The 17,569-nt window shown below is 62.6% G+C and carries 17 protein-coding genes and 1 other RNA gene; 6 read left to right on the plus strand and 12 right to left on the minus strand.

Translation table 11 applies throughout. The features are described 5' to 3' along the window. Positions 1-111: 111 nt before the first annotated feature. The 8 genes from hflC to MQW79_RS05725 all read right to left on the minus strand — a co-directional run bounded on the left by hflC (position 112) and on the right by MQW79_RS05725 (position 6,514). Positions 112-1,218, minus strand: coding sequence for a protease modulator HflC (gene hflC, locus MQW79_RS05690; protein ID WP_476587343.1), 1,107 nt, complete (start codon positions 1,216-1,218; stop codon positions 112-114). Positions 1,219-1,221: 3 nt separating this feature from the next. Continuing rightward, positions 1,222-2,325 carry an FtsH protease activity modulator HflK gene (gene hflK / locus MQW79_RS05695; protein WP_476587344.1) on the minus strand — a complete coding sequence of 368 codons (1,104 nt, stop codon included), beginning with the start codon at positions 2,323-2,325 and terminating at the stop codon, positions 1,222-1,224. Positions 2,326-2,388: 63 nt separating this feature from the next. Continuing rightward, a complete protein-coding gene (locus MQW79_RS05700) occupies positions 2,389-2,910 on the minus strand; it encodes a dihydrofolate reductase (protein WP_476587345.1) in 522 nt (173 codons plus the stop codon). 145 nt (positions 2,911-3,055) lie between these two features. After that, the gene (gene arr, locus MQW79_RS05705) at positions 3,056-3,475 is read right to left on the minus strand and encodes an NAD(+)--rifampin ADP-ribosyltransferase (protein ID WP_476587346.1); all 420 of its coding nucleotides are present in this window, start codon (positions 3,473-3,475) and stop codon (positions 3,056-3,058) included. Between the two features lie 193 nt (positions 3,476-3,668). Next, on the minus strand, positions 3,669-4,160 hold the full coding sequence (locus MQW79_RS05710; RefSeq protein ID WP_476587347.1) for an N-acetyltransferase family protein: 492 nt from the start codon (positions 4,158-4,160) through the stop codon (positions 3,669-3,671). A 151-nt stretch (positions 4,161-4,311) separates the two neighbouring features. Beyond that, the gene (locus tag MQW79_RS05715; protein ID WP_476587349.1) at positions 4,312-5,319 is read right to left on the minus strand and encodes a DUF4424 domain-containing protein; all 1,008 of its coding nucleotides are present in this window, start codon (positions 5,317-5,319) and stop codon (positions 4,312-4,314) included. Positions 5,320-5,396: 77 nt separating this feature from the next. Next, on the minus strand, positions 5,397-5,723 hold the full coding sequence (locus MQW79_RS05720) for a phosphoribosyl-ATP pyrophosphohydrolase (protein ID WP_476587350.1): 327 nt from the start codon (positions 5,721-5,723) through the stop codon (positions 5,397-5,399). After that, positions 5,720-6,514, minus strand: coding sequence for a thymidylate synthase (locus MQW79_RS05725; RefSeq protein ID WP_476587351.1), 795 nt, complete (start codon positions 6,512-6,514; stop codon positions 5,720-5,722). Before MQW79_RS05725 ends, MQW79_RS05720 begins: the two co-directional genes overlap by 4 nt. Positions 6,515-6,682: 168 nt before the next feature. On the opposite strand from MQW79_RS05725, the gene MQW79_RS05730 reads away from it, so the two are divergent. Continuing rightward, positions 6,683-7,081: a RidA family protein gene (locus tag MQW79_RS05730; protein ID WP_476587353.1), complete on the plus strand. Its 399-nt coding sequence runs from the start codon at positions 6,683-6,685 to the stop codon at positions 7,079-7,081. Further along, positions 7,078-7,317, plus strand: coding sequence for a YdeI/OmpD-associated family protein (locus tag MQW79_RS05735; protein WP_476587354.1), 240 nt, complete (start codon positions 7,078-7,080; stop codon positions 7,315-7,317). The genes MQW79_RS05730 and MQW79_RS05735 overlap by 4 nt, the downstream gene beginning before the upstream one ends. On the opposite strand, the gene MQW79_RS05740 is transcribed toward MQW79_RS05735, so the two are convergent. Beyond that, complete coding sequence (locus MQW79_RS05740; RefSeq protein WP_476587355.1) at positions 7,314-7,865, minus strand: hypothetical protein; 552 nt, start codon at positions 7,863-7,865, stop codon at positions 7,314-7,316. The genes MQW79_RS05735 and MQW79_RS05740 overlap by 4 nt on opposite strands. Positions 7,866-8,023: 158 nt before the next feature. Here MQW79_RS05740 and MQW79_RS05745 point away from each other — a divergent pair, with 158 nt between their 5' ends. Continuing rightward, a complete protein-coding gene (locus tag MQW79_RS05745; RefSeq protein ID WP_476587357.1) occupies positions 8,024-9,265 on the plus strand; it encodes an alpha/beta hydrolase family protein in 1,242 nt (413 codons plus the stop codon). A 95-nt stretch (positions 9,266-9,360) separates the two neighbouring features. Here the strand turns inward: MQW79_RS05745 and MQW79_RS05750 are convergent, their stop codons facing one another. Continuing rightward, positions 9,361-9,906: a thermonuclease family protein gene (locus tag MQW79_RS05750; RefSeq protein WP_476587358.1), complete on the minus strand. Its 546-nt coding sequence runs from the start codon at positions 9,904-9,906 to the stop codon at positions 9,361-9,363. 62 nt (positions 9,907-9,968) lie between these two features. Between MQW79_RS05750 and ssrA the strand changes: the two genes are divergently transcribed. From ssrA to MQW79_RS05765, 3 genes are all read left to right on the plus strand, one after another. Next, positions 9,969-10,327: a transfer-messenger RNA gene (ssrA, locus tag MQW79_RS05755) on the plus strand. A 115-nt stretch (positions 10,328-10,442) separates the two neighbouring features. Continuing rightward, the gene (locus MQW79_RS05760) at positions 10,443-10,928 is read left to right on the plus strand and encodes an SspB family protein (protein WP_476587360.1); all 486 of its coding nucleotides are present in this window, start codon (positions 10,443-10,445) and stop codon (positions 10,926-10,928) included. 13 nt (positions 10,929-10,941) lie between these two features. After that, the gene (locus tag MQW79_RS05765) at positions 10,942-11,148 is read left to right on the plus strand and encodes a ribbon-helix-helix domain-containing protein (protein ID WP_476587361.1); all 207 of its coding nucleotides are present in this window, start codon (positions 10,942-10,944) and stop codon (positions 11,146-11,148) included. Positions 11,149-11,401: 253 nt separating this feature from the next. Here MQW79_RS05765 and MQW79_RS05770 read toward each other — a convergent pair whose 3' ends face one another. Together MQW79_RS05770 and MQW79_RS05775 are read right to left on the minus strand one after the other, a co-directional pair. Further along, positions 11,402-15,031: an AsmA family protein gene (locus tag MQW79_RS05770; protein ID WP_476587362.1), complete on the minus strand. Its 3,630-nt coding sequence runs from the start codon at positions 15,029-15,031 to the stop codon at positions 11,402-11,404. A gap of 229 nt (positions 15,032-15,260) precedes the next feature. Further along, complete coding sequence (locus tag MQW79_RS05775) at positions 15,261-17,441, minus strand: esterase-like activity of phytase family protein (protein WP_476587363.1); 2,181 nt, start codon at positions 17,439-17,441, stop codon at positions 15,261-15,263. Positions 17,442-17,569: the final 128 nt, after the last annotated feature.

Genomic DNA, 17,569 nt, shown 5'->3' on the forward strand with positions numbered 1-17,569 from the left:
GCCCGGGTCAATTTGCTAGCAGACTGCTAACCGCATAAACATCGTGCGCGAAAAAAAAGAGAGGCCGGCGCAGATGACTGCGCCGGCCTCTCCTGTTGGCTTCGACCGCCGTTACTGAGCGGGCGCTGGAGCGGGCTCCGCGGCCGGAGCCGGAGCCGTTTCTTCGGCCGGGGCCGGGGTCTCGGTGCCCTGGGTCGGCTCAAGCTGCGTGCCATCTTCCAGCGTCATCGTCGGCGTGGCGCCTTCCTCGATGCCGAGGCCATCAAGCGCCTCTTCGTCGGTGCCGAGCACTTCCGGAGTGGTCTGCGGCTGGATCGGCGGAGCAAAGGTCGGGCTTGCAGCCGGCAGTTCACCATCCGAACCGAAGTAGCGGAAGAAGGCGCTGTCGGGCGAGAGGACCATGGTCGTGCCGGTATTGCCCAGCGCCGTACGATAGGACTCCATCGAGCGGTAGAACTCGAAGAATTCCTCGTCCTGGCCATAGGCGGCCGCGAAGATGCGGTTGCGTTCGGCGTCGCCCGTACCACGGATGATTTCCGCGTCGCGGGTGGCTGCTGCCACGATTTCCACGGCCTGACGTTCGGCAATGGCGCGCAGGCTCTGGGCCTGTTCCTGACCGCGAGCACGCAGCAGGGCAGCTTCGGCCAGACGTTCGGCACGCATACGCTCATAGGTCCGCTCGGACACTTCGCTGGCGAGATCGGTGCGCAGGATACGCACGTCCACCACTTCGATGCCGAGATTGGTCAATTCCGGACGGATCAGGTCACGGGCTTCGCGCATCATCTGCGGACGCTGCTCGGAGAGAGCGGCGTTGAATTCGCGCAGACCATAGACCTGGCGCAGGGCCGCGTCGAAGCGGGTGGCAATCAGGCCTTCGGCGACCGTCAGCGAGCCCTGGGCGCGCTGTCGGAACAGCACCGGATCGGTGATGCGGTAGGTGAGGAAGGCGTCCACTTCGTAGAAGGCACCACCCGAGACCTGCACGGTCATGTCGGCAATGTCCTGACGCAGCAGGCGATCTTCGATGATCTGCACGCTGTCCACGATGTCGGTCGGGATCTTGAAATAAAGGCCCGGTTCGTCGCGGACGTCGGTGATCTGGCCAAAGCGCATGACGATGGCCTGCTCGCGCTCGTTGACCACATAGATCGACGAGAACAGCACATAGAGGGCCGCCAGGATGACGGCGCCGATGATGAAAAGACGATTGCTCATGACTTACTGCCCCGTGCTGGTGGTTGCGCGGGAGGTCGACGAGCCGAGCTCGGGCAGCGGCAGGTAGGGAATGACCCCTGAGCCTCCGGCTCCGTTCTCGACCAGCACCTTCTCGGACGAACCGAGGACCTGTTCCATGGTTTCAAGGAACAGACGCTTGCGGGTCACTTCGGGCGCGTTGACATATTCGGCATAGACCGCATTGAAACGCTCGGCCTCACCGGTTGCTTCCTGCACCACGCGATTGGCGTAAGCGGCGGCCTCTTCGCGGAGGGCCGCGGCCTGACCACGCGAGTCACCCAGAAGGGTGTTGGCATAGGAGCGGGCTTCTTCCTGCAAACGATCTTCGTCCTGCTCGGCGCGCTGCACTTCGTTGAAGGCATCGGCCACTTCGGCCGGCGGGGCGGCCTGCTCGATGGAGATCTGGTTGACCGAAACACCCATGCCATAGCTGTCGAGGATCGACTGGGTGATCTCCTGCACCTCGATGGCAATGCCGGCGCGGTCATCGCGGAACACGTCCTGAGCCGGTCGGCGGCCCACGACTTCACGCATGGCGCTTTCGGCCGCGTTGCGGACCATCGCCTCGGGATCGCGGACATTGATGATGTATTCGACCGGATTGATCACCGACCAGACAACGGCAAAGCGCGCATCCACAATGTTCTGATCGCCGGACAGCATCAGCCCGTCATCGGCGCTTGCGCGCGAGCCGGAGCCGGTCGCCGTGCCGATATTGGTCTGCTTGACGGCGGTGCTGACCTTCTCGACTGTTTCAATCGGCCAGAGATGGAAGTGAAGACCCGCAGTGGAGAGCTCCTGCTTGGGCGCACCCAAGCGGAATTCGACGCCAACTTCGGCTTCTTCGACCGTGTAGACCGAGTTGAGCAGCCAGAAGGCGCCTACAACAAGCACGCCGCCGATCAGCAGCCAGCGGCCACCCGGCAGACCGCCGCGAAACTGATCGCGGCCACGGTTCAGAATGTCTTCGAGATTGGGAGTATTGTTACCCGGACGGCGAGGTCCGCCGCCGCCCCCACCCGGCGCCTGGCCCCAGGGGCCGCCATTATTGCGGCCGCCTCCACCACCATTATTCTCCCAAGGCATCGTATTCCTTTCGGTGTCTGAGAAAAATCTGTGATGCCATATATAGGCAAGGCGCCAAGCCAATCAATGCGCGGACCCGTGAACGCGCTCGTAGACCTTTATGGAATATGTCGCCTGGTCCTTTTCCGAACGCGGCACGTCCGGCTCGGCCACGACGCGCCATAGGGCGGAGTCTATTGGCGGAAAACGAACATCGCCTTCGGGCGCAAGGTCGACATGGCTGATATAAAGCCGGTCGGCCACGGCAATGGCCTGCGCGTATATGTCGCCGCCGCCGATGACCATGACCTCGTCCACACCTGCACTCTCGGCCAACCCGCGCGCCACGCCCAGCGCCTCATCAAGGTCGTGGCGCACAATGACGCCCTCGGGTGCATAGTCCTGCTTGCGCGAGACAACGATATGCGGCCGGCCCGCCAGCGGCTTTGGAAACGTCTCGAACTGCTTTCGGCCCATCACCATGGGCTTGCCCATGGTCGTCTGCTTGAACCAGGCAAAGTCGGACGGGATGCGCCAGGGGATCGACTGGTCGGCCCCGATGACATTGTTGCGGGCTACGGCGGCAATGAGGGAGATTTGGGTCATGGCACTATAATCCTCGGCAGACGAAGGTCGGACGGAAGCAGCGGTTTCAACTTTTGCGAGGATGACCCGGTGCAGGACAGGAATTCGGCGACACAACTTCCTACCACAGTGTCATTCCCGCGAAAGCGGGAACCCCTGGGTCGCCTCAATTGATGATCTGCGCCGAACTATCCGCCTTCAGTTTGGCCAGTCGCTCGCGCCACATCTGCAGCGCGTCGGGCGTCAGCCGTGTCCACTCGGTGATTTCGCGGACAACCCTGAGCGGCGCGCCGCTGCGGTAGGAGCGCGTGGGATTGCCGGGAAATTTCTTGTCGGTGACGTTGGGGTCGTTCTCGTAGGGCCCGGTGGGCTCGACTTGATAGACGCGCGGCGTGCCACCTCCTGCCAGTTCCACCGCGACTTCGGCCGCGAGGCCTGCGCCGTCGACAAGGGCGGTGAAGTAGATGTGGTTCATCACCACTTCGGGACGGTAGTTGGAGCGGTAGCCGGCGGTGAGCAGATCGCCTACGCGCAAGTCGGCAATCGTACCGTGGAAAAATGGGCCAGCGTCGAGAGTTTCGGTCATGCGGTTGTCCTCCCCATGTGATGTCGCATCAAGTGTACCCCACCCGGCCTCCCCCTGAAGAAGCGGGAGGAGAAGGAAGCCCCACCGTCGTCACCATCCGGCTTGTCCGGGTGGTCCACACGATGCGCAGCAACATGGATTGCCGGGACAAGCCCGGCAATGACGATGGATGGCGCGACCGGTCAGCCGAAACCTAGTTTTCGCCTGACCCAAGTTTCAGCAGCGCGTCGCCATCCACCCGCACTTTGGTCCACTCGTCCTGCAAGACGCCACCCTGGCTCTTGTAGAAATTGATGCTGGGCTCGTTCCAGTCGAGCACCCACCATTCGAAGCGTCCCAGGCCCTCGGCGACGCAGCGTTGGGCCAGGTGGACCAGCAGCGCCTTGCCGATGCCTTTGCCGCGCAGGGCGGGATCGACATAGAGGTCCTCGAGCCAGATGCCGTGCCGGCCCTGGAAGGTGGAATAGGTATAGAACCAGAGCGCAAAGCCGACCGGCATGCCTTCCCATTCGGCGATCTCGCAGAAGACTTTTGGATCTGCGCCGAAGAGATCGCGCGCAATATCGGCCTCGGTGGCCTTGGCTTCGTGCGCAAGCTTTTCGTATTCGGCCAGTTGGCGGATGAAATCGACGATGAGGGGCGCATCGGCTGGCGTTGCGGGGCGAATGGTGAGGGGGTGGGACATTGATACTCGCACGGGGTGGGAGCCCCACCCTTGGTCCCTCCCCACGAGGGGGAGGGAGACGATGAACATTGGCGCTGCCGTCTTGCGCCTCCCTCCCCTTGATGGGGAGGGAAAGAGGCTGGGGTGCCGGACTACTCTCCGCGACGGGAGTCTACATCTCCTCCTGCCGCTCCAGGATGAGAACGTTGAGCTCTTCCTGGGGCCAGAAGTCGGTCTTGACCATTTCGAAGGTCGTGGGGCCAATCTTCTTCACGTCCTCGCCGCAGAAGGAGACGAGATTGGCCTCGTCTCCCTTGTCGATGACGAGGCGGAAATTCTCGATGGCGCCGCCGGCCCAGTTGCCGCCGGTGGTCAGGATGTAGGAAATCCAGCTTTCGGTGAACGGCGCGGTCCAGGGTTCATCGGGATTGGCCATGGTCTTCTTCACGGCGGCGATGAACGCGTCGTCGGTGCAGTATTTTGCCAGATATTCGGCGGCCGGGTCGTAATCCTCATAGGGCTCGGAAAGGAAGGCGACGCCGACCGTGCCACCGACGCTGGGCTTGTAGCGATGCACGACTTCCACCGTCTCGCCGGCCGGGAACGTGCCTTCCCAGGTATAGGTGGCCTTGTAGGTCCACATGGGCCAGTGGTGCTTTTCCCAGCCTTCGCCGGCATCGAATTCATCGGGCACGGCGAGACCAAGATGCAGCAGTTGTTCGGTGGTCGCCTCGTCGAGCCCGTCGACGGCGTCGATGGCGGCCTGGCTGATCGGGACGATGGGAATACCCAGCTTGTTCAGGAGTTTTGTACGATCGACCCCGGCCGCATAGGCGTATTCGTGCAGCTCGGCCTCAACCCGTTCGCCGTTGAACGTGGTTTCGAACTCGAAGAGATTGTTATCCGGCCCCATGGGAAAGGCGACGGGCGACCAATGATTGGGCACGATGTCTGGCATGGGGAAGGCGACGAGCAGGTTCTGGTCGGTGTCGCCATCGTTGCGGAATGTGTAGACGACACGGATCTCGTCCGTGGAGATAAAGAGCTCCTCACGCTCCATGGCAATCTGCGCATTGTTGACGAATTCGAGCCCACCGGTGGTGAGCACGGCGGCCGTGTCATTGGCCACGGCAACTGGCGCGACGGCAACAAAGCCGCAGACAAACGCAGAAAGACGCATAGACCCCAACTCCCTATGGATCGGGCGTAGTTCTAGCCGGTTTCCAGGAGAGGAAGCGAGGGATTTTGCGACGACGATCAGACCGTGGGCGAGCGCCCCAGATATTGAAACCACTTGCGCTCAAGGGCGGCATCGAGATCGATCCGGTTGTTACGCGCAAAGAGCAGGAGCATGGCCAGCACGTCAGCCGCCTCGTCTTCCAGCGCTTCCCGGATTGTGGCGGAATCGGCGCCCTTGAGACGACCGCGCCCGGTCATCTTGAGGTATTCCGCGGTGAGCTCGCCAAGCTCTTCCTGAACCTTGAGCAGATACCAGTCATCGTCGCGGGCAATGTCATTGCGCGCCGCATAGGTGTCGGACACTTCCGCCACCAGTTCGGTGAGGACTGCCAGGCTCCGGCTCACACCGCCACTGCGCCCTTGATATGCGGATGGGGGTCATAGCCCTCGAAGGCAAAGTCCTCGAAGACGAAATCTTCCAGCCGCTTGCGATCTGGGTTCATCACCAGTTTTGGCAGCGGACGCGGCTCGCGGGTAAGCTGCAGCCGGGCCTGCTCGAAATGGTTGGAATAGAGGTGCACGTCGCCGAGGGAATGGACGAAGTCGCCCACTTCAAGGCCCGTGACCTGCGCCATCATGTGGGTCAGTAGCGCGTAGGAGGCGATGTTGAAGGGAACGCCGAGGAAAGTGTCAGCAGAACGCTGGTAGAGCTGGCAGCTCAGCTTGCCGTTGGCGACATAGAACTGGAAGAGGCAATGGCAGGGCGGCAAAGCCATCTCGTCCACCTCGGCCGGATTCCACGCCGAAACGATGTGGCGGCGGCTGTCGGGCTTGGTGCGGATCGAGTCCACGACATTCTGCAACTGGTCGATATGGCGGCCATCGGGGGCCGGCCAAGAGCGCCACTGCGAGCCATAGACGGGGCCAAGATCGCCATTTTCGTCGGCCCACTCGTCCCAGATCTTGACGCCATGCTCCTGCAGCCAGCGCACATTGGTCTCGCCACGGATGAACCAGAGCAGTTCATAGACGATGGATTTGATATGCAGCTTCTTGGTGGTCAGCAGCGGAAAGCCCTTCGAAAGATCGAAGCGCATCTGGTAGCCGAACAGCGAGCGCGTGCCGGTACCGGTCCGGTCCGACTTGTCGGCGCCGGTTTCGAGAATGTCGGAGAGAAGTTTCAGATAGGGCTGCATGGTTCCTGTTTACGCGATTCGCAGCCACAGGGCCGCAAGGGCATGGCAGTGTTCAACATCGCAGATCAGCGGTATCCTAATACCGCCGCCTATGCTGACAGTGGATGTCCGTGCCGCGCATTAGCAACAGACGCAGCAACGATGCATTTGCACCAGAGGAGACCCGCGATGGCGATCGAATATATCAACCCCCAGGACATGCACCATAATCCCGTCTTTTCGCAGGGCGTCGTCATCCCCGCAGATGCGCGCATGCTGCTGATCGGCGGACAGAATGCGGTCAACCCGGACGGCGAGATCGTGGGCAAGGGCGACATCGGCGAGCAGACAGCGCAGGCCCTGGCCAATATGCTCAAGGTCATCGAGGCGGCGGGCGGTTCGCTCGACAATCTGATCAAGGTGACGCTGATCATCCAGCATGGCATCGACGTCAGACCCGGGCTTGCCGAATGGATGAACGTCTGGGGCCAGCGGCCCAATCCCCCACTGGTGACGTCAATGATGGTCGCGGGCCTCGCCAATCCCGATTTCCTGATCGAGATCGAAGCCCAGGTCGTGCTGCCATGAGCCCGCAGCTGCGGCCCCTCAGGAAGCGCGAGGATATGCCCGACTTCGTGCGCGAGGCGCTGGAGGCGCGCGGGCTGCGCGACAAGTATGACGCGCGCCCGCCCTATCAGCGCAACGATTACCTATTGTGGATCAACAAGGTAAAGCGCGACGAGACCAAGCAGAAGCATCTGGCGCAGATGCTGGACGAGCTGGAATCCGGGGGCGTCTATATGGGCATGGAGTGGAAGGGCTAGCTCAGCGTGCTGCGGAACGCGGTTTCATCGCGTTCCCAGGTGTGGTTCTGGTCGATATAGGCCAGCGACCAGGCAAAGACTTTCTGCATCTCCCTCAGGTCCCCGGCGGCCACGGCTTCTCCGATAAACTCGTTGATTTCCATCTTCGCCGGCAAATGGCCTTCGGGCCCGACGCGTTCGAATTCCACCGGAATGCCCGCCCGCACCCAGGCGCCGACCATGCCCGCAAACTCCTCAGAGATAAGGAATTCGCTGAGGCGCAGGATCAGGATGGTGATCGTGTCGTTGTTGAAGCTCTCCGAGCGGATGACGACGCCACTCTGCTCCGGATGCCAGTTCGGCCCCAGCTCGGGCAGGAAAAAGTAACCGCAGTAAAAGCCGCGGCAGACCTGCGGGCGCATGTCATAGACGGTGCAGCCCTGCCCTTTCGCACAATGGCGGCAGAGCGAATTGGCAGGCTTCTGCAATTCCGGCGTGCGGATGGGCGCGAAGGAACAGCAGGCAGTGCATGAGCCGCAATGGCGGCCCTCGATAACATCCAGCGACACAACATATCGGCCAGAGGCCGCCTCTCGTCTCGCGCCCGAGTGAACCGGAACGGGCCCCGCCTGTCCAGTGCGGCAAAACGAAACCATACGAAAGCAAAAAGCAGTCATTGTGCTTTCGTTTTACCGCGTTAGTCTGCCGGGAAAACTGGGAGGAAGACATGCGGTTCATGCTGGCAATGACGCTTCTCATGGGGATGGGAGGCATGGCTTTGGCCGACGACAACAGCAGGATCGACATCCAGCGGCCCGACGCGCCCGAGCTTGCGGCGCCAGGGCAATATGAGATCGGCGTGCGGACGCTGGAGCTGGTGCATGGCAGCGTGCCAAACGTGCTCGCAGGCGGCACCTATGACCGGCCGCTGACGGTGGAAGTCTGGTATCCGGCCGATCTCGCGGGCGGCGCGCCGGGCGGTGAATATATCGATGTGCAAATGGCCAATAGCGACCAGAAAATCACGCTTCATGGTCAGGCGGTGCGCGACGCGGCGCCGCTGGCCACGGATGGCCCCTACCCGTTGGTGATCCTGTCGCACGGCTTTCCCGGCAATCGCTTCCTCATCAGCCATTTCGGCGAGAACCTCGCCAGCAAGGGTTTTATGGTCGCCAGTATCGACCACTTCGAAAGCACCTATGAAAACCAGCTCGGCTTTGCCAGCACGCTGGCCAACCGCTCGCCGGACCAGCTCTTTGTGCTCGATGAGATCGCCAAGGGCGAGGATTTTCTGGCCGGCATGGTCGACGCGGAAAACAGCGCCATCCTCGGCTATTCCATGGGCGGCTACGGCGCCCTGATCAGCGCCGGCGCGGGCCTCGCTCCGGCAGCCGGCCAGATGGGCATGGCCTCGGAAGAAGCGCTGGCGGGGCTGATGGCAGGTTCGGACGCCTATGCCGAGCTCCTCGACCCGCGCGTCAAAGCCGTCGTCGCCATCGGCCCCTGGGGCGGCCAGGTGGGGCTCTGGGACGATGCTGGGCTCGCCGGCATCGAGATACCGCTCTTGGTCATGGGCGGCTCTCTAGATGAAGTCTCAAACTACGAAAGCGGCATCCGCCGCATCTTCGAAGGCGCGACAAATTCAGACCGCTACCTCCTCACCTTCCAGGGCGCCGGCCACAATGCCGGCGCGCCCATGCCACCACCGGTGGAAGCCACGGAGGGCGGATCGGGCAGCCCGTTCGAGCACTATGCCGATTTTGTCTGGGACAATGCGCGCATGAACAATGTCGCCCAGCATTTCGTGACCGCGTTCCTCGGCCTGCACCTCAAGGGGGACGAGACGATGGCGCCGTATCTGAGGGTCGATGGCGGCGACTGGCGCGAACCGGCGGGCGACCGGGAATGGACGGGGTTTGGGGAGCGGACGACACGGGGTCTGGTGTGGGAGCACAAGGCGGCCGAGTGAGCATCTTCAAGTGAAGAGCCCTCGGGTCAAGCCCGAGGGTGACGGCTTGTGATGGGATGACACACGGTGGCGCGAGGTGAAAGCCGATGGGCGTCCTAGCACCACCCTCGCCTGCTGCCCTGCCACTCATGCGCCAGGCCTTCTGCGACCAATTGTCTGCCGATGGACCGCCCATCGCGCTGGACCACCCGGAGTTTTCGACCATAGCGGTCCTCGTCGCGGTCGGCGCGGGCGAGAGTGAACGGGCCCTCGTTGAGTAGCTGGGTCAGCCGGACAGTGGCCTGGCGGCCGCGTTCCGCTTCGCTGGCGCATTGGGGCGACGAAACTTCGGGCGTGTTGATGTCGGCGATGCGATATTTGACGCCGTCGAGCCAGAATGTATCACCGTCGACGACGCAGGTTATGCGGCTGGTGCCGCAGGCAGTGAAACGGGCCGAAATTGCCGGCGAGGCGCTGACGGCTGGAACGGAAGGTGAGGCTAGCCAGGCGCCCAGATCCGTCTGCTGCAGCGCGAGAACGCCCAGTGCACCTGTCATCATCGCAAGCATCGCGGTGGGAACAATGGAGGCACGGGCCAGCCATTTTTGCAGGCTTTTGCGCCGCTGCTGGCGCAGCCAATAGGCTCGATTTGTCGTGTTCATCCGTCCCTCTGAAGAGGGCAGAATGGGCGAGAGCTGTTAATCGAGATTGAATTGACCGCGACGCATTTGCATCGTGCCGACGGGTCCCCTATATAGGGAGTGCCCGCAAGGGCTATAGCGATAAACTGTCATTGTAATAAACCCATCGGACCCGGGGGCAGTACCCGGCGTCTCCACCATCTCCTCCCCTCAAAGGGGGAGCCACTGGGGACGAAACAGGATCGACGAGGGCGTAAAGAGTGTGCTTTCGCTCGGCATTGTACCGCCGTTATCGGGCTAAAACTTATAGTTGCCAATGACAACCATAAGGCTCCGGTCGCTCTCGCCGCGTAAGCGGTGCTAGCACTGGGAATTAAAGTCCTCCGCTCCTAGCCGGGCGACAGGCGGGGTTCGCAGGCACCTGGCAACAGAAGCCTGCACTCAATTCTCACATGCCTCATGTTCCCTCGGCCTTTGTCCTTGAATTATCCGGGAACGTAAGGCTGATATGGGCCGTTCGGGATTCGACCCGACAGGACCAGTCTACGAGGGGCAAAATGGCCGAAGATCACATGCGTTACGACATTCTCGCCCAGGAAGCCCTGCGCGGCGTCGTGCGCAAAGTTCTGGCCGAAGTGTCGCGCACTGGCCTGCCCGGCGAGCACCACTTCTTCATTTCCTTTGCCACGCGCGCCCCCGGCGTGCGCATTTCCGAAGAATTGCTCAAGCAATACGACAAGGAAATGACCATCGTGCTGCAGAACCAGTACTGGGACCTCAAGGTCACGGAATCTGCATTCGAAGTGGGCCTGAGCTTCAACGGCCAGCCGGAAATGCTCCACATTCCCTTCTCGGCCATCAAGGGTTTCTTCGACCCCTCCGTACAGTTCGGCCTGCAGTTCGATCCGGCCACCGCGCCCGATGACCGGGAGGACGAAGAGGCCGCGGCCGATGCCAGGGCGGAAGCCGCCGAGGGCGATGCCCCGGCCGAAGGCAGCGGCGAAAAGGTCGTGAGCCTCGACGCCTTCCGCAAGAAGCCCTGATCGATCCCCGGAGATGGACAAGCGCTCCTTCTCCATTGCCGGACATCGCACCTCGATTGCGCTGGAACCAGAGTTCTGGTCCGGCCTCGAGGCCATGGCCGCTGACCGGCAACTGAGCCTTGCGGGGCTGATCCGCGAAATCGACGAGACGCGGACGGTGACCAACCTGTCATCGGCGGTTCGGCTGGCGGTGCTGGCCTGGTATCGGGATGGGGGCTGAGCGGCTTTAGCCGCGCGTCGACCTTTTGTGTCCCTTTGTCACCACCGGGCTTGTCCCGGTGGTCCATCTCACATCGCGTGGATTGCCGGAACAAGCCCGACAATGACGATGGAGATAGGCAAATGCTCAGCTCTAGAACCACGCCGCCCTCGGACTTGATCCGAGGGCCTGCCCCCGCGTCGCAACCGCGTTGAGTGGTCCTCGGGTCAAGCCCGAGGACGGCACTGTGGGTGAGGTGAGTTGACTGGCAACCTCACTGGCTCGGGAACAGCTGGATCGGTTCGTTGACCGCATTGCCGATGGGCTGATTGACGCCGGGCTGGAAGCCGAGATTGAGCGGTGGGGTGGGTTCGGGCGGCGGAGGTGTCGGCGCCGAAAGCTCCGGCGGCAGGTCGATGCGGTCCATTTCCTCTTCGAGCCGGCGCAGCTCCTCCTGCCGCACTGCTTCTTCGCGGCGGCGACGTTCATCGATCAGGCGATTGCGTTCCTCGGCGGCGGCGCGCTGCCGGGCCTCGTCCTCAAGGCGCAGGGTTTCAAGCCGGTCCACTTCGAGTTCGTTGGCGCGCACCTGGATGGCGGCGACCACTTCGGTGAGATCCACCGTCACCACGGGCACGAGCAATGTCCCGGAAATGTTGGAAATGATGCGCGCCGTGTCGTTTTGCACCAGGCCATTGGGATCGACAAAATTGCGCGGCGTCATCACGAAGCGCCCGTCCAGCCCCAGGGTTTCGAGCATCAAGTTGAGATTGCCCGCGAGCCGCGCGCCGTCGCCATCGATGAAGAAATTGGCGAGGCGTGCCGTGCCACCGGCGATTGTGAAAGCGCCCTGAGCCTCGCTGGCGGTGAATTCGCCTTGCGACAGGGCCAGACTGACAAGCGTTTCCAGGGCATCGGCGTCGGTGTTGAGCACGTCTTCGAATTCGGAAATGGCCGAATAGACATCGGCCGTGAGGCCGGTAGCCGCGAAGTCCGCAATGGCAAAATTGCCCTCGCCGGTCATATGCGCCATGACTTCGGCGATGCTGGCTCCGGTACCCTCGAACCGCACACCACCCTCAAGTCTGCCGGACAGACTTTCGGCAACCGCTGCAGGCGCAATCGCGTCGAGGTCGACACCCGCAAGGCTCGCCTGACCAGTCAAAGTCCGCTCGGTCAGTGGACCGGCGCAGCACAGCTCCACAGCGAAGTTGATCGTGCCGCCCCCGACGTCACCGGCAAAATTCCGGATCGCGACCATGTCCGGGTTCCACACATAGTCAAACCTGGTCTTGCCCAGAACCGGCGCGGCGTCAGCGGTCACGGCATCGGCTGAAATCTCGAGGTCGCCGCGAGACCCACGCTGGATCGAGTTGACGGCAAGCGGGCCCACCGGCCACACGCTGTCGGCGGTGCCGATCAGCGCCTCACTGCCGAACAATGCCGCCGCAATGCCTGCAGCGTCCACACTGTCGAGCGTGAGCTGGCCGGTAAAGCTGGGCAATTGCCCGGCGCGCTGCATTGCTATGTCGCCGCCAAAACCCGTGTCCCCGGCAATGCCGGAGATATTGTCGAGCGTGAGGCTTTCAACCCCCTCGAACCGGATGCCGGCGCTGGCCTCAAAGCCCGGCAGGCTGGCGCCGCCCGCGCCGGCAAGTGCGGACAGGCCAGAGGCCTCGTCGAGCAGCACGTCGACCGTTCCGGCGCCGCTGATGGTACCAGTCTCGCTCAGGGTGAGCCCGCCAAAATAGCTGATCGATTGACCGCCTTGGCTGATGGCCATGCGACCATCGAAGCCTGCCTCCATCTGTCCCTCGACAAAGAGGCTCGCCACCATGGCCTCGTCGCCAACAAATAGCGGCGCGCCCTGCCAGCCGAATTGCGACAGCGCGGCTTCCCCGTCCGCGGCCTCCAGGGAAACGACCAGCCGCAGGTCGTCGCTGGCCAGGGTTGCCATGCCGGAGGCGGCCTCAAGCCGGACATCCAGCGCCGCAGCGCCCACATCACCACCCAGGGTAAGCACCTGGCCCGGACCACTATCGGCATCTGAGAGGATGAACTGAAGGTCGACAGGGAACGCACCCTGTGCGGCCCCCTGCCAGCCAGCAGGCATGCCGGTCATCTCGTAGAGTACGGCAAGCCCGGGCGCATCGGCCGACGCAATGGCAACCTGGCCCGAGCCGGTCACGCGTGGCTCGACCAGCGTGCCTGACAGCCTTGCGGTGGAACTGATGGAAATCCCGCCCCAGTCCTCGGCTGAAAGGCGCGAGAAGCGAATGGCGGATGGCGACCACTGCGCTTCAGCGACGAGATCCGTCGCGGGCAGACCCAGCACGTCGACAAGACCGGCCGTGATCGAAAAGCTGCCATCGGGAAAGCTGATGGCGAAGGTGGGATCGGTTGCCACATCGGGGACAAGGGCGCGCAAGGCGGCGGTACGGCGCTCATTGAGGCGGCCGAATGTGAGAACGGTATCGAGGCGGGGCTCGGCGCCGAACCCGATACGCAGGTCGAGCCCATGCTCCTGCTCATCCATCACCAGCCGGCCATTGCTGAAGCCGAAGGCATCGCCTGCCAGCATGACCCTGCCATGCAGCGCGCCAGGCATGTTGAAGAGCGGATTGTTCTCGACCGGACGCTTCCACAACTGCGAGAGCGCTTCGAGCCGTCGCGCGGTGATGTCCAGATCGCCGAGGAACCCCACCCTGCCCGCGTCATTGGTCACCGTGCCGGCAAGGCGAAGTTCGCTTTCCCCCGGCAGGCGCGCCACGGCCTGCTCGAGGGTCCAGGTCCTGCTATCGGTCGTGGCATCTACCCGCACGTCACGCAGGGCAAAGCCCCGCAGGCCAACTTCGGCCAGGTCGATCCCGAGGCGTCCCGGCATGGGCGGCATGGGCGGTGCTGGAATTTCGGATAACAGACGCACGAATTCATAGGGCAGCTCGCTCGCCACCTCATTGGCGTCCCTTGGCGGCAGCGAGAACACGCCGCCCGAGACCACAGCGTCGAAACTGCGGCGTTCGCCCAGCCTGATGCTGGCGGCGCCGGTAAGACGCATCCCAGCCCGGTTCTCGTCCGGATGCAGCGTATAGCCGCTGAGCACGATGCGGTCCGTATTGACCGTGACCTCGCTTTCAAGGACCAGGTCACCCCGGATCTCGTCGGCATTCTCAGCCTCTGGCGGCGCCTGCCGGTAGACCATGTTGCCCGCAAAGCGCGGTGCGGTGCCCGCTGTCAGCATGCCATCGACAGTCAGCGAATATGCGCCCAGCGCTTCGCGAACGAAGGTGGAGATCCGTGCATTGCCCTCCGCATCCGCGGCGCCCGAATTGAGCCGCAGGTCATAGCGCGTACCCTCATAGTCCGCGCCCCCCTGAAACTGGAAGGGACCGGCAAAACTCGAAAGTCGCAGTTCACCATCGATGCGGCTCAGGACGAAGGTTTCTGCCGAGCGTAAATCTTCAAGCCGTACACTGCCATTGGCGATACGGGCCTGGCCAAGAGCAACGCCATTGCCCGCTCCGGACAGATCGACACCGCTGCTCAGAAGACCATTTTCGTCGAGCGTCAGATGCACAACCGGCGACTGCAGGCCGAGCGCGGTGACATTGTAGATGTCGCGCAGGAAGTCCATCAGCACGAATTCGGCTTCCACCGCGCCTACTGTGGCGGCCGGAGATTCCGCATCCCCGACGACCACATCGGAAAAGGCCAGGCGCGGGCTGGGCAGCAGCGAAAAGGAGATGTCACCGCGAATCGAGACATCGGCACCGAGCACCTGCGTTGCCAGCACCTCCATGCGGTCGCGATAGTCGCCCCACTGGATGAAGCGCGGCGCGATGAAAGCGCCGGCCAGCACCACGATGGCGAAGATGCCGACCACGATATAGATGCGATTGAGCACTGTGCCTTCCCGGCTGAAACCGGGGTGAGTGTAGGGACTTGGCGGTGGCGCGCAAGCCGCCTCCGGGGGTTTTGAGGGGGGAAGTCGTGGAGTTGCCGACCACCGTGACAATCCCCCACCCCTCCCCCCCGCAAAAGCGGAGAGGTGCCCTTCCATTTAAAAAGCGAAACGGCCGGGCAGATGCCCGGCCGCCGTCAAGGTCAAGGGAAGTGACCTGAAGCGTTCGACCTCAGAGATTGAAGGTCCAGAAGAAGGTTTCGCCCGAGCTGTCGTCCACGCCGTCATTGTCGGTAATGACATAGGCCTTGCCATCGGCGTCGATGGCGAGACTTTCGACCTTGTCGACGACATAACCATTATTGGATGCGAGATCCGGGATCAGGTCGCGCACCAGTTCCTTGGAAACGGTGGGCAGGTCGCCGCCCAGTGCGGCCGGGACCAGTTCACTGACTGGTACGCGGTAGATGGCCTTGAGCGCAGCGCGCTCGGCGATCTGGTTGTCGCGTTCGATGATGTAGGCATAGTCACCATGCACGGTGATTTCGCTGAGGCCAACCCAGCCGGCGGTCGGAGATTCCAGCTTGTAGCGGACGGCGCCCCATTCCTTGGTGGAGGGCTTGTAGGAAACCAGCTTCACGAAGCCCTTTTCGTCATCCTTCCATTCGCGCTGGATGGCGATCCAGAGCACCATGTCGTCGCCCTCGCCGATGGCAGCGACACCTTCGCTGGCCGAACGGATTTCGTTGGCAAGCAGGGCTTCAGGGAACGCGACTTCCTCGATGATGGCGCCGTCGGCATCGACATGAACGAGGCCATGCGGAATGTCTTCTTCGGTGTCGCCTTCGGAAGCGAGCCAGAAGCCGCCCTTGCCGTCGGAAGTGATGCCTTCGAGGTCGAGGGCTTCGGCCGGAGCACCGTCACGAGTGACGACGGTCTTTCTGACGATGCGCGCCGGAGCGGCGGTGGCGTCGATCTCGTAGATCGCGGCTTCAATGAAGGCAGAGTCACTGACGGCGAACAGCTTGCCCGGTTCAGTGGCAACGGCGCCCGAAAGCGCAGCCCAGCCCAACGGCAGGCCGGCTTCGTCCATGTCGGACATGATCTGCGGATAGGCCGGTGCGTCGACGTCCTGCCGCTCGAAGATCATGACATGGGCGCCTGCCAGACCATCGACAGAAAGGTCTGTCTCGTTGGCGGTGACGTAGAGATTACGGGCGGGAATGGCCAGTGCACCTTCCGGACCGACACCCGAGGGCAGCGACTGGGTATATTCAGGCTCAGCGCCGGTATCCTTGTAGACAGCGACCAGCGAGGAGCGTTCCTGGTTGACGAAGATCAGCCTATCTTCGCCAAAAGTGCCCACTTCCATGCCTTCGGGCTCGACGCCCTTGGCGTCGGAACGGCCTTCGGGATAGTGGCCGAGCTGGGCGGCGATATATTCCATCGACGGGCCGGACTCGAAGAGCTCGGTGCCATCCTTGTGAAAAATCGTGAAGCCGCGCGACCCGCCATTCCAGTCGCCTTCATTGGCGATGACGATGCGATCGTTGTCGATCCACTGCACGGCATCGGGCTCACGCAGGCGGTCGGTCTGGGTTTCGGAAAAGCTCAGACGGCCGTCTTCGGTGGCGTCAATGTTTTCGAGGGTCACGGAGCCGGCCGAGAAGTCGGACGTGATTTCGCCGGTCTCGCCATTGATGATGACGATGTGGTTGTTTTCCTGGAGGGTAACGGCCAGTTCGTTGGCGCCGTTGAAATCGGTATATTCGGGCTCCGCGTCTTCACCGGCCACGTCGGCAATACCGGCCAGATCGGTGACGCGCATGGTGGCGCAGTCAACCGCGCCGCCTTCAGCCACGTCGAAGAAGGTGATGTTGCCGCTGGGCAGCTGCGGCAGACCGCCGTCACCAAAGTCCTCATCGCGCTGATTTTCCATCGAAATGGCAATCAGTGAACCATCATGGTTCTTGGCGATCGCGTCGGGCTGACCGCCCAGGTCGCAGGTGGCTTCGATTTCCTTGGTGGCGATGTCGATGACCGACATGTAGCCAGTGGGGGCGGTAAAGTCCTCAGTGGTGTCGACGGTCACCAGAATCTTGTTGCCGATCACGGCCACCGAGGTCGGCGAACCTTCGAGATTGATGAAGCCGCCGGCCTTGGGGGCCTTGGCATCGGTGATGTCGATGAGGCCGACGCCGCCGACAAGCGCGTTGGAATAGACCAGCGTATTGCCGTCTTCGGTGGCGGTGATGATTTCGGCGGAGTTTTCTTGGGCGCCGACTTCAAGCTCGGGCGTGTTGAGCGCGACGGCGAAGCTGGCAATGCGGTTGAAATAGGGTGCGGCCTGAACGCCGGCCGTGGAAAGGAGCAGGGCTGCGCTGAGCACAGCAAGACGCTTTTGGGCAATCATGGTGGTTCCCCCGAAATGATGCGGGGCACCGATTAGGCGGGCGGCAAAACAGCTGGATGACGCTTGCGTGACAAAGCCGTGACAGCCCGGACTTCTATACAGCGGCGCCCTTGATCCCTATATTGCGC

The sequence above is a fragment of the Devosia sp. Micro-HW1 genome (assembly GCF_056341075.1).

Coding starts and splice junctions, on each gene's coding strand:
- hflC (WP_476587343.1), bottom strand. CDS start 1,218: ATGAGCAATCGTCTTTTCATCATCGGCGCCGTCATCCTGGCGGCCCTC.
- hflK (WP_476587344.1), bottom strand. CDS start 2,325: ATGCCTTGGGAGAATAATGGTGGTGGAGGCGGCCGCAATAATGGCGGC.
- MQW79_RS05700 (WP_476587345.1), bottom strand. CDS start 2,910: ATGACCCAAATCTCCCTCATTGCCGCCGTAGCCCGCAACAATGTCATC.
- arr (WP_476587346.1), bottom strand. CDS start 3,475: ATGACCGAAACTCTCGACGCTGGCCCATTTTTCCACGGTACGATTGCC.
- MQW79_RS05710 (WP_476587347.1), bottom strand. CDS start 4,160: ATGTCCCACCCCCTCACCATTCGCCCCGCAACGCCAGCCGATGCGCCC.
- MQW79_RS05715 (WP_476587349.1), bottom strand. CDS start 5,319: ATGCGTCTTTCTGCGTTTGTCTGCGGCTTTGTTGCCGTCGCGCCAGTT.
- MQW79_RS05725 (WP_476587351.1), bottom strand. CDS start 6,514: ATGCAGCCCTATCTGAAACTTCTCTCCGACATTCTCGAAACCGGCGCC.
- MQW79_RS05730 (WP_476587353.1), top strand. CDS start 6,683: ATGGCGATCGAATATATCAACCCCCAGGACATGCACCATAATCCCGTC.
- MQW79_RS05735 (WP_476587354.1), top strand. CDS start 7,078: ATGAGCCCGCAGCTGCGGCCCCTCAGGAAGCGCGAGGATATGCCCGAC.
- MQW79_RS05745 (WP_476587357.1), top strand. CDS start 8,024: ATGCGGTTCATGCTGGCAATGACGCTTCTCATGGGGATGGGAGGCATG.
- MQW79_RS05750 (WP_476587358.1), bottom strand. CDS start 9,906: ATGAACACGACAAATCGAGCCTATTGGCTGCGCCAGCAGCGGCGCAAA.
- MQW79_RS05760 (WP_476587360.1), top strand. CDS start 10,443: ATGGCCGAAGATCACATGCGTTACGACATTCTCGCCCAGGAAGCCCTG.
- MQW79_RS05765 (WP_476587361.1), top strand. CDS start 10,942: ATGGACAAGCGCTCCTTCTCCATTGCCGGACATCGCACCTCGATTGCG.
- MQW79_RS05775 (WP_476587363.1), bottom strand. CDS start 17,441: ATGATTGCCCAAAAGCGTCTTGCTGTGCTCAGCGCAGCCCTGCTCCTT.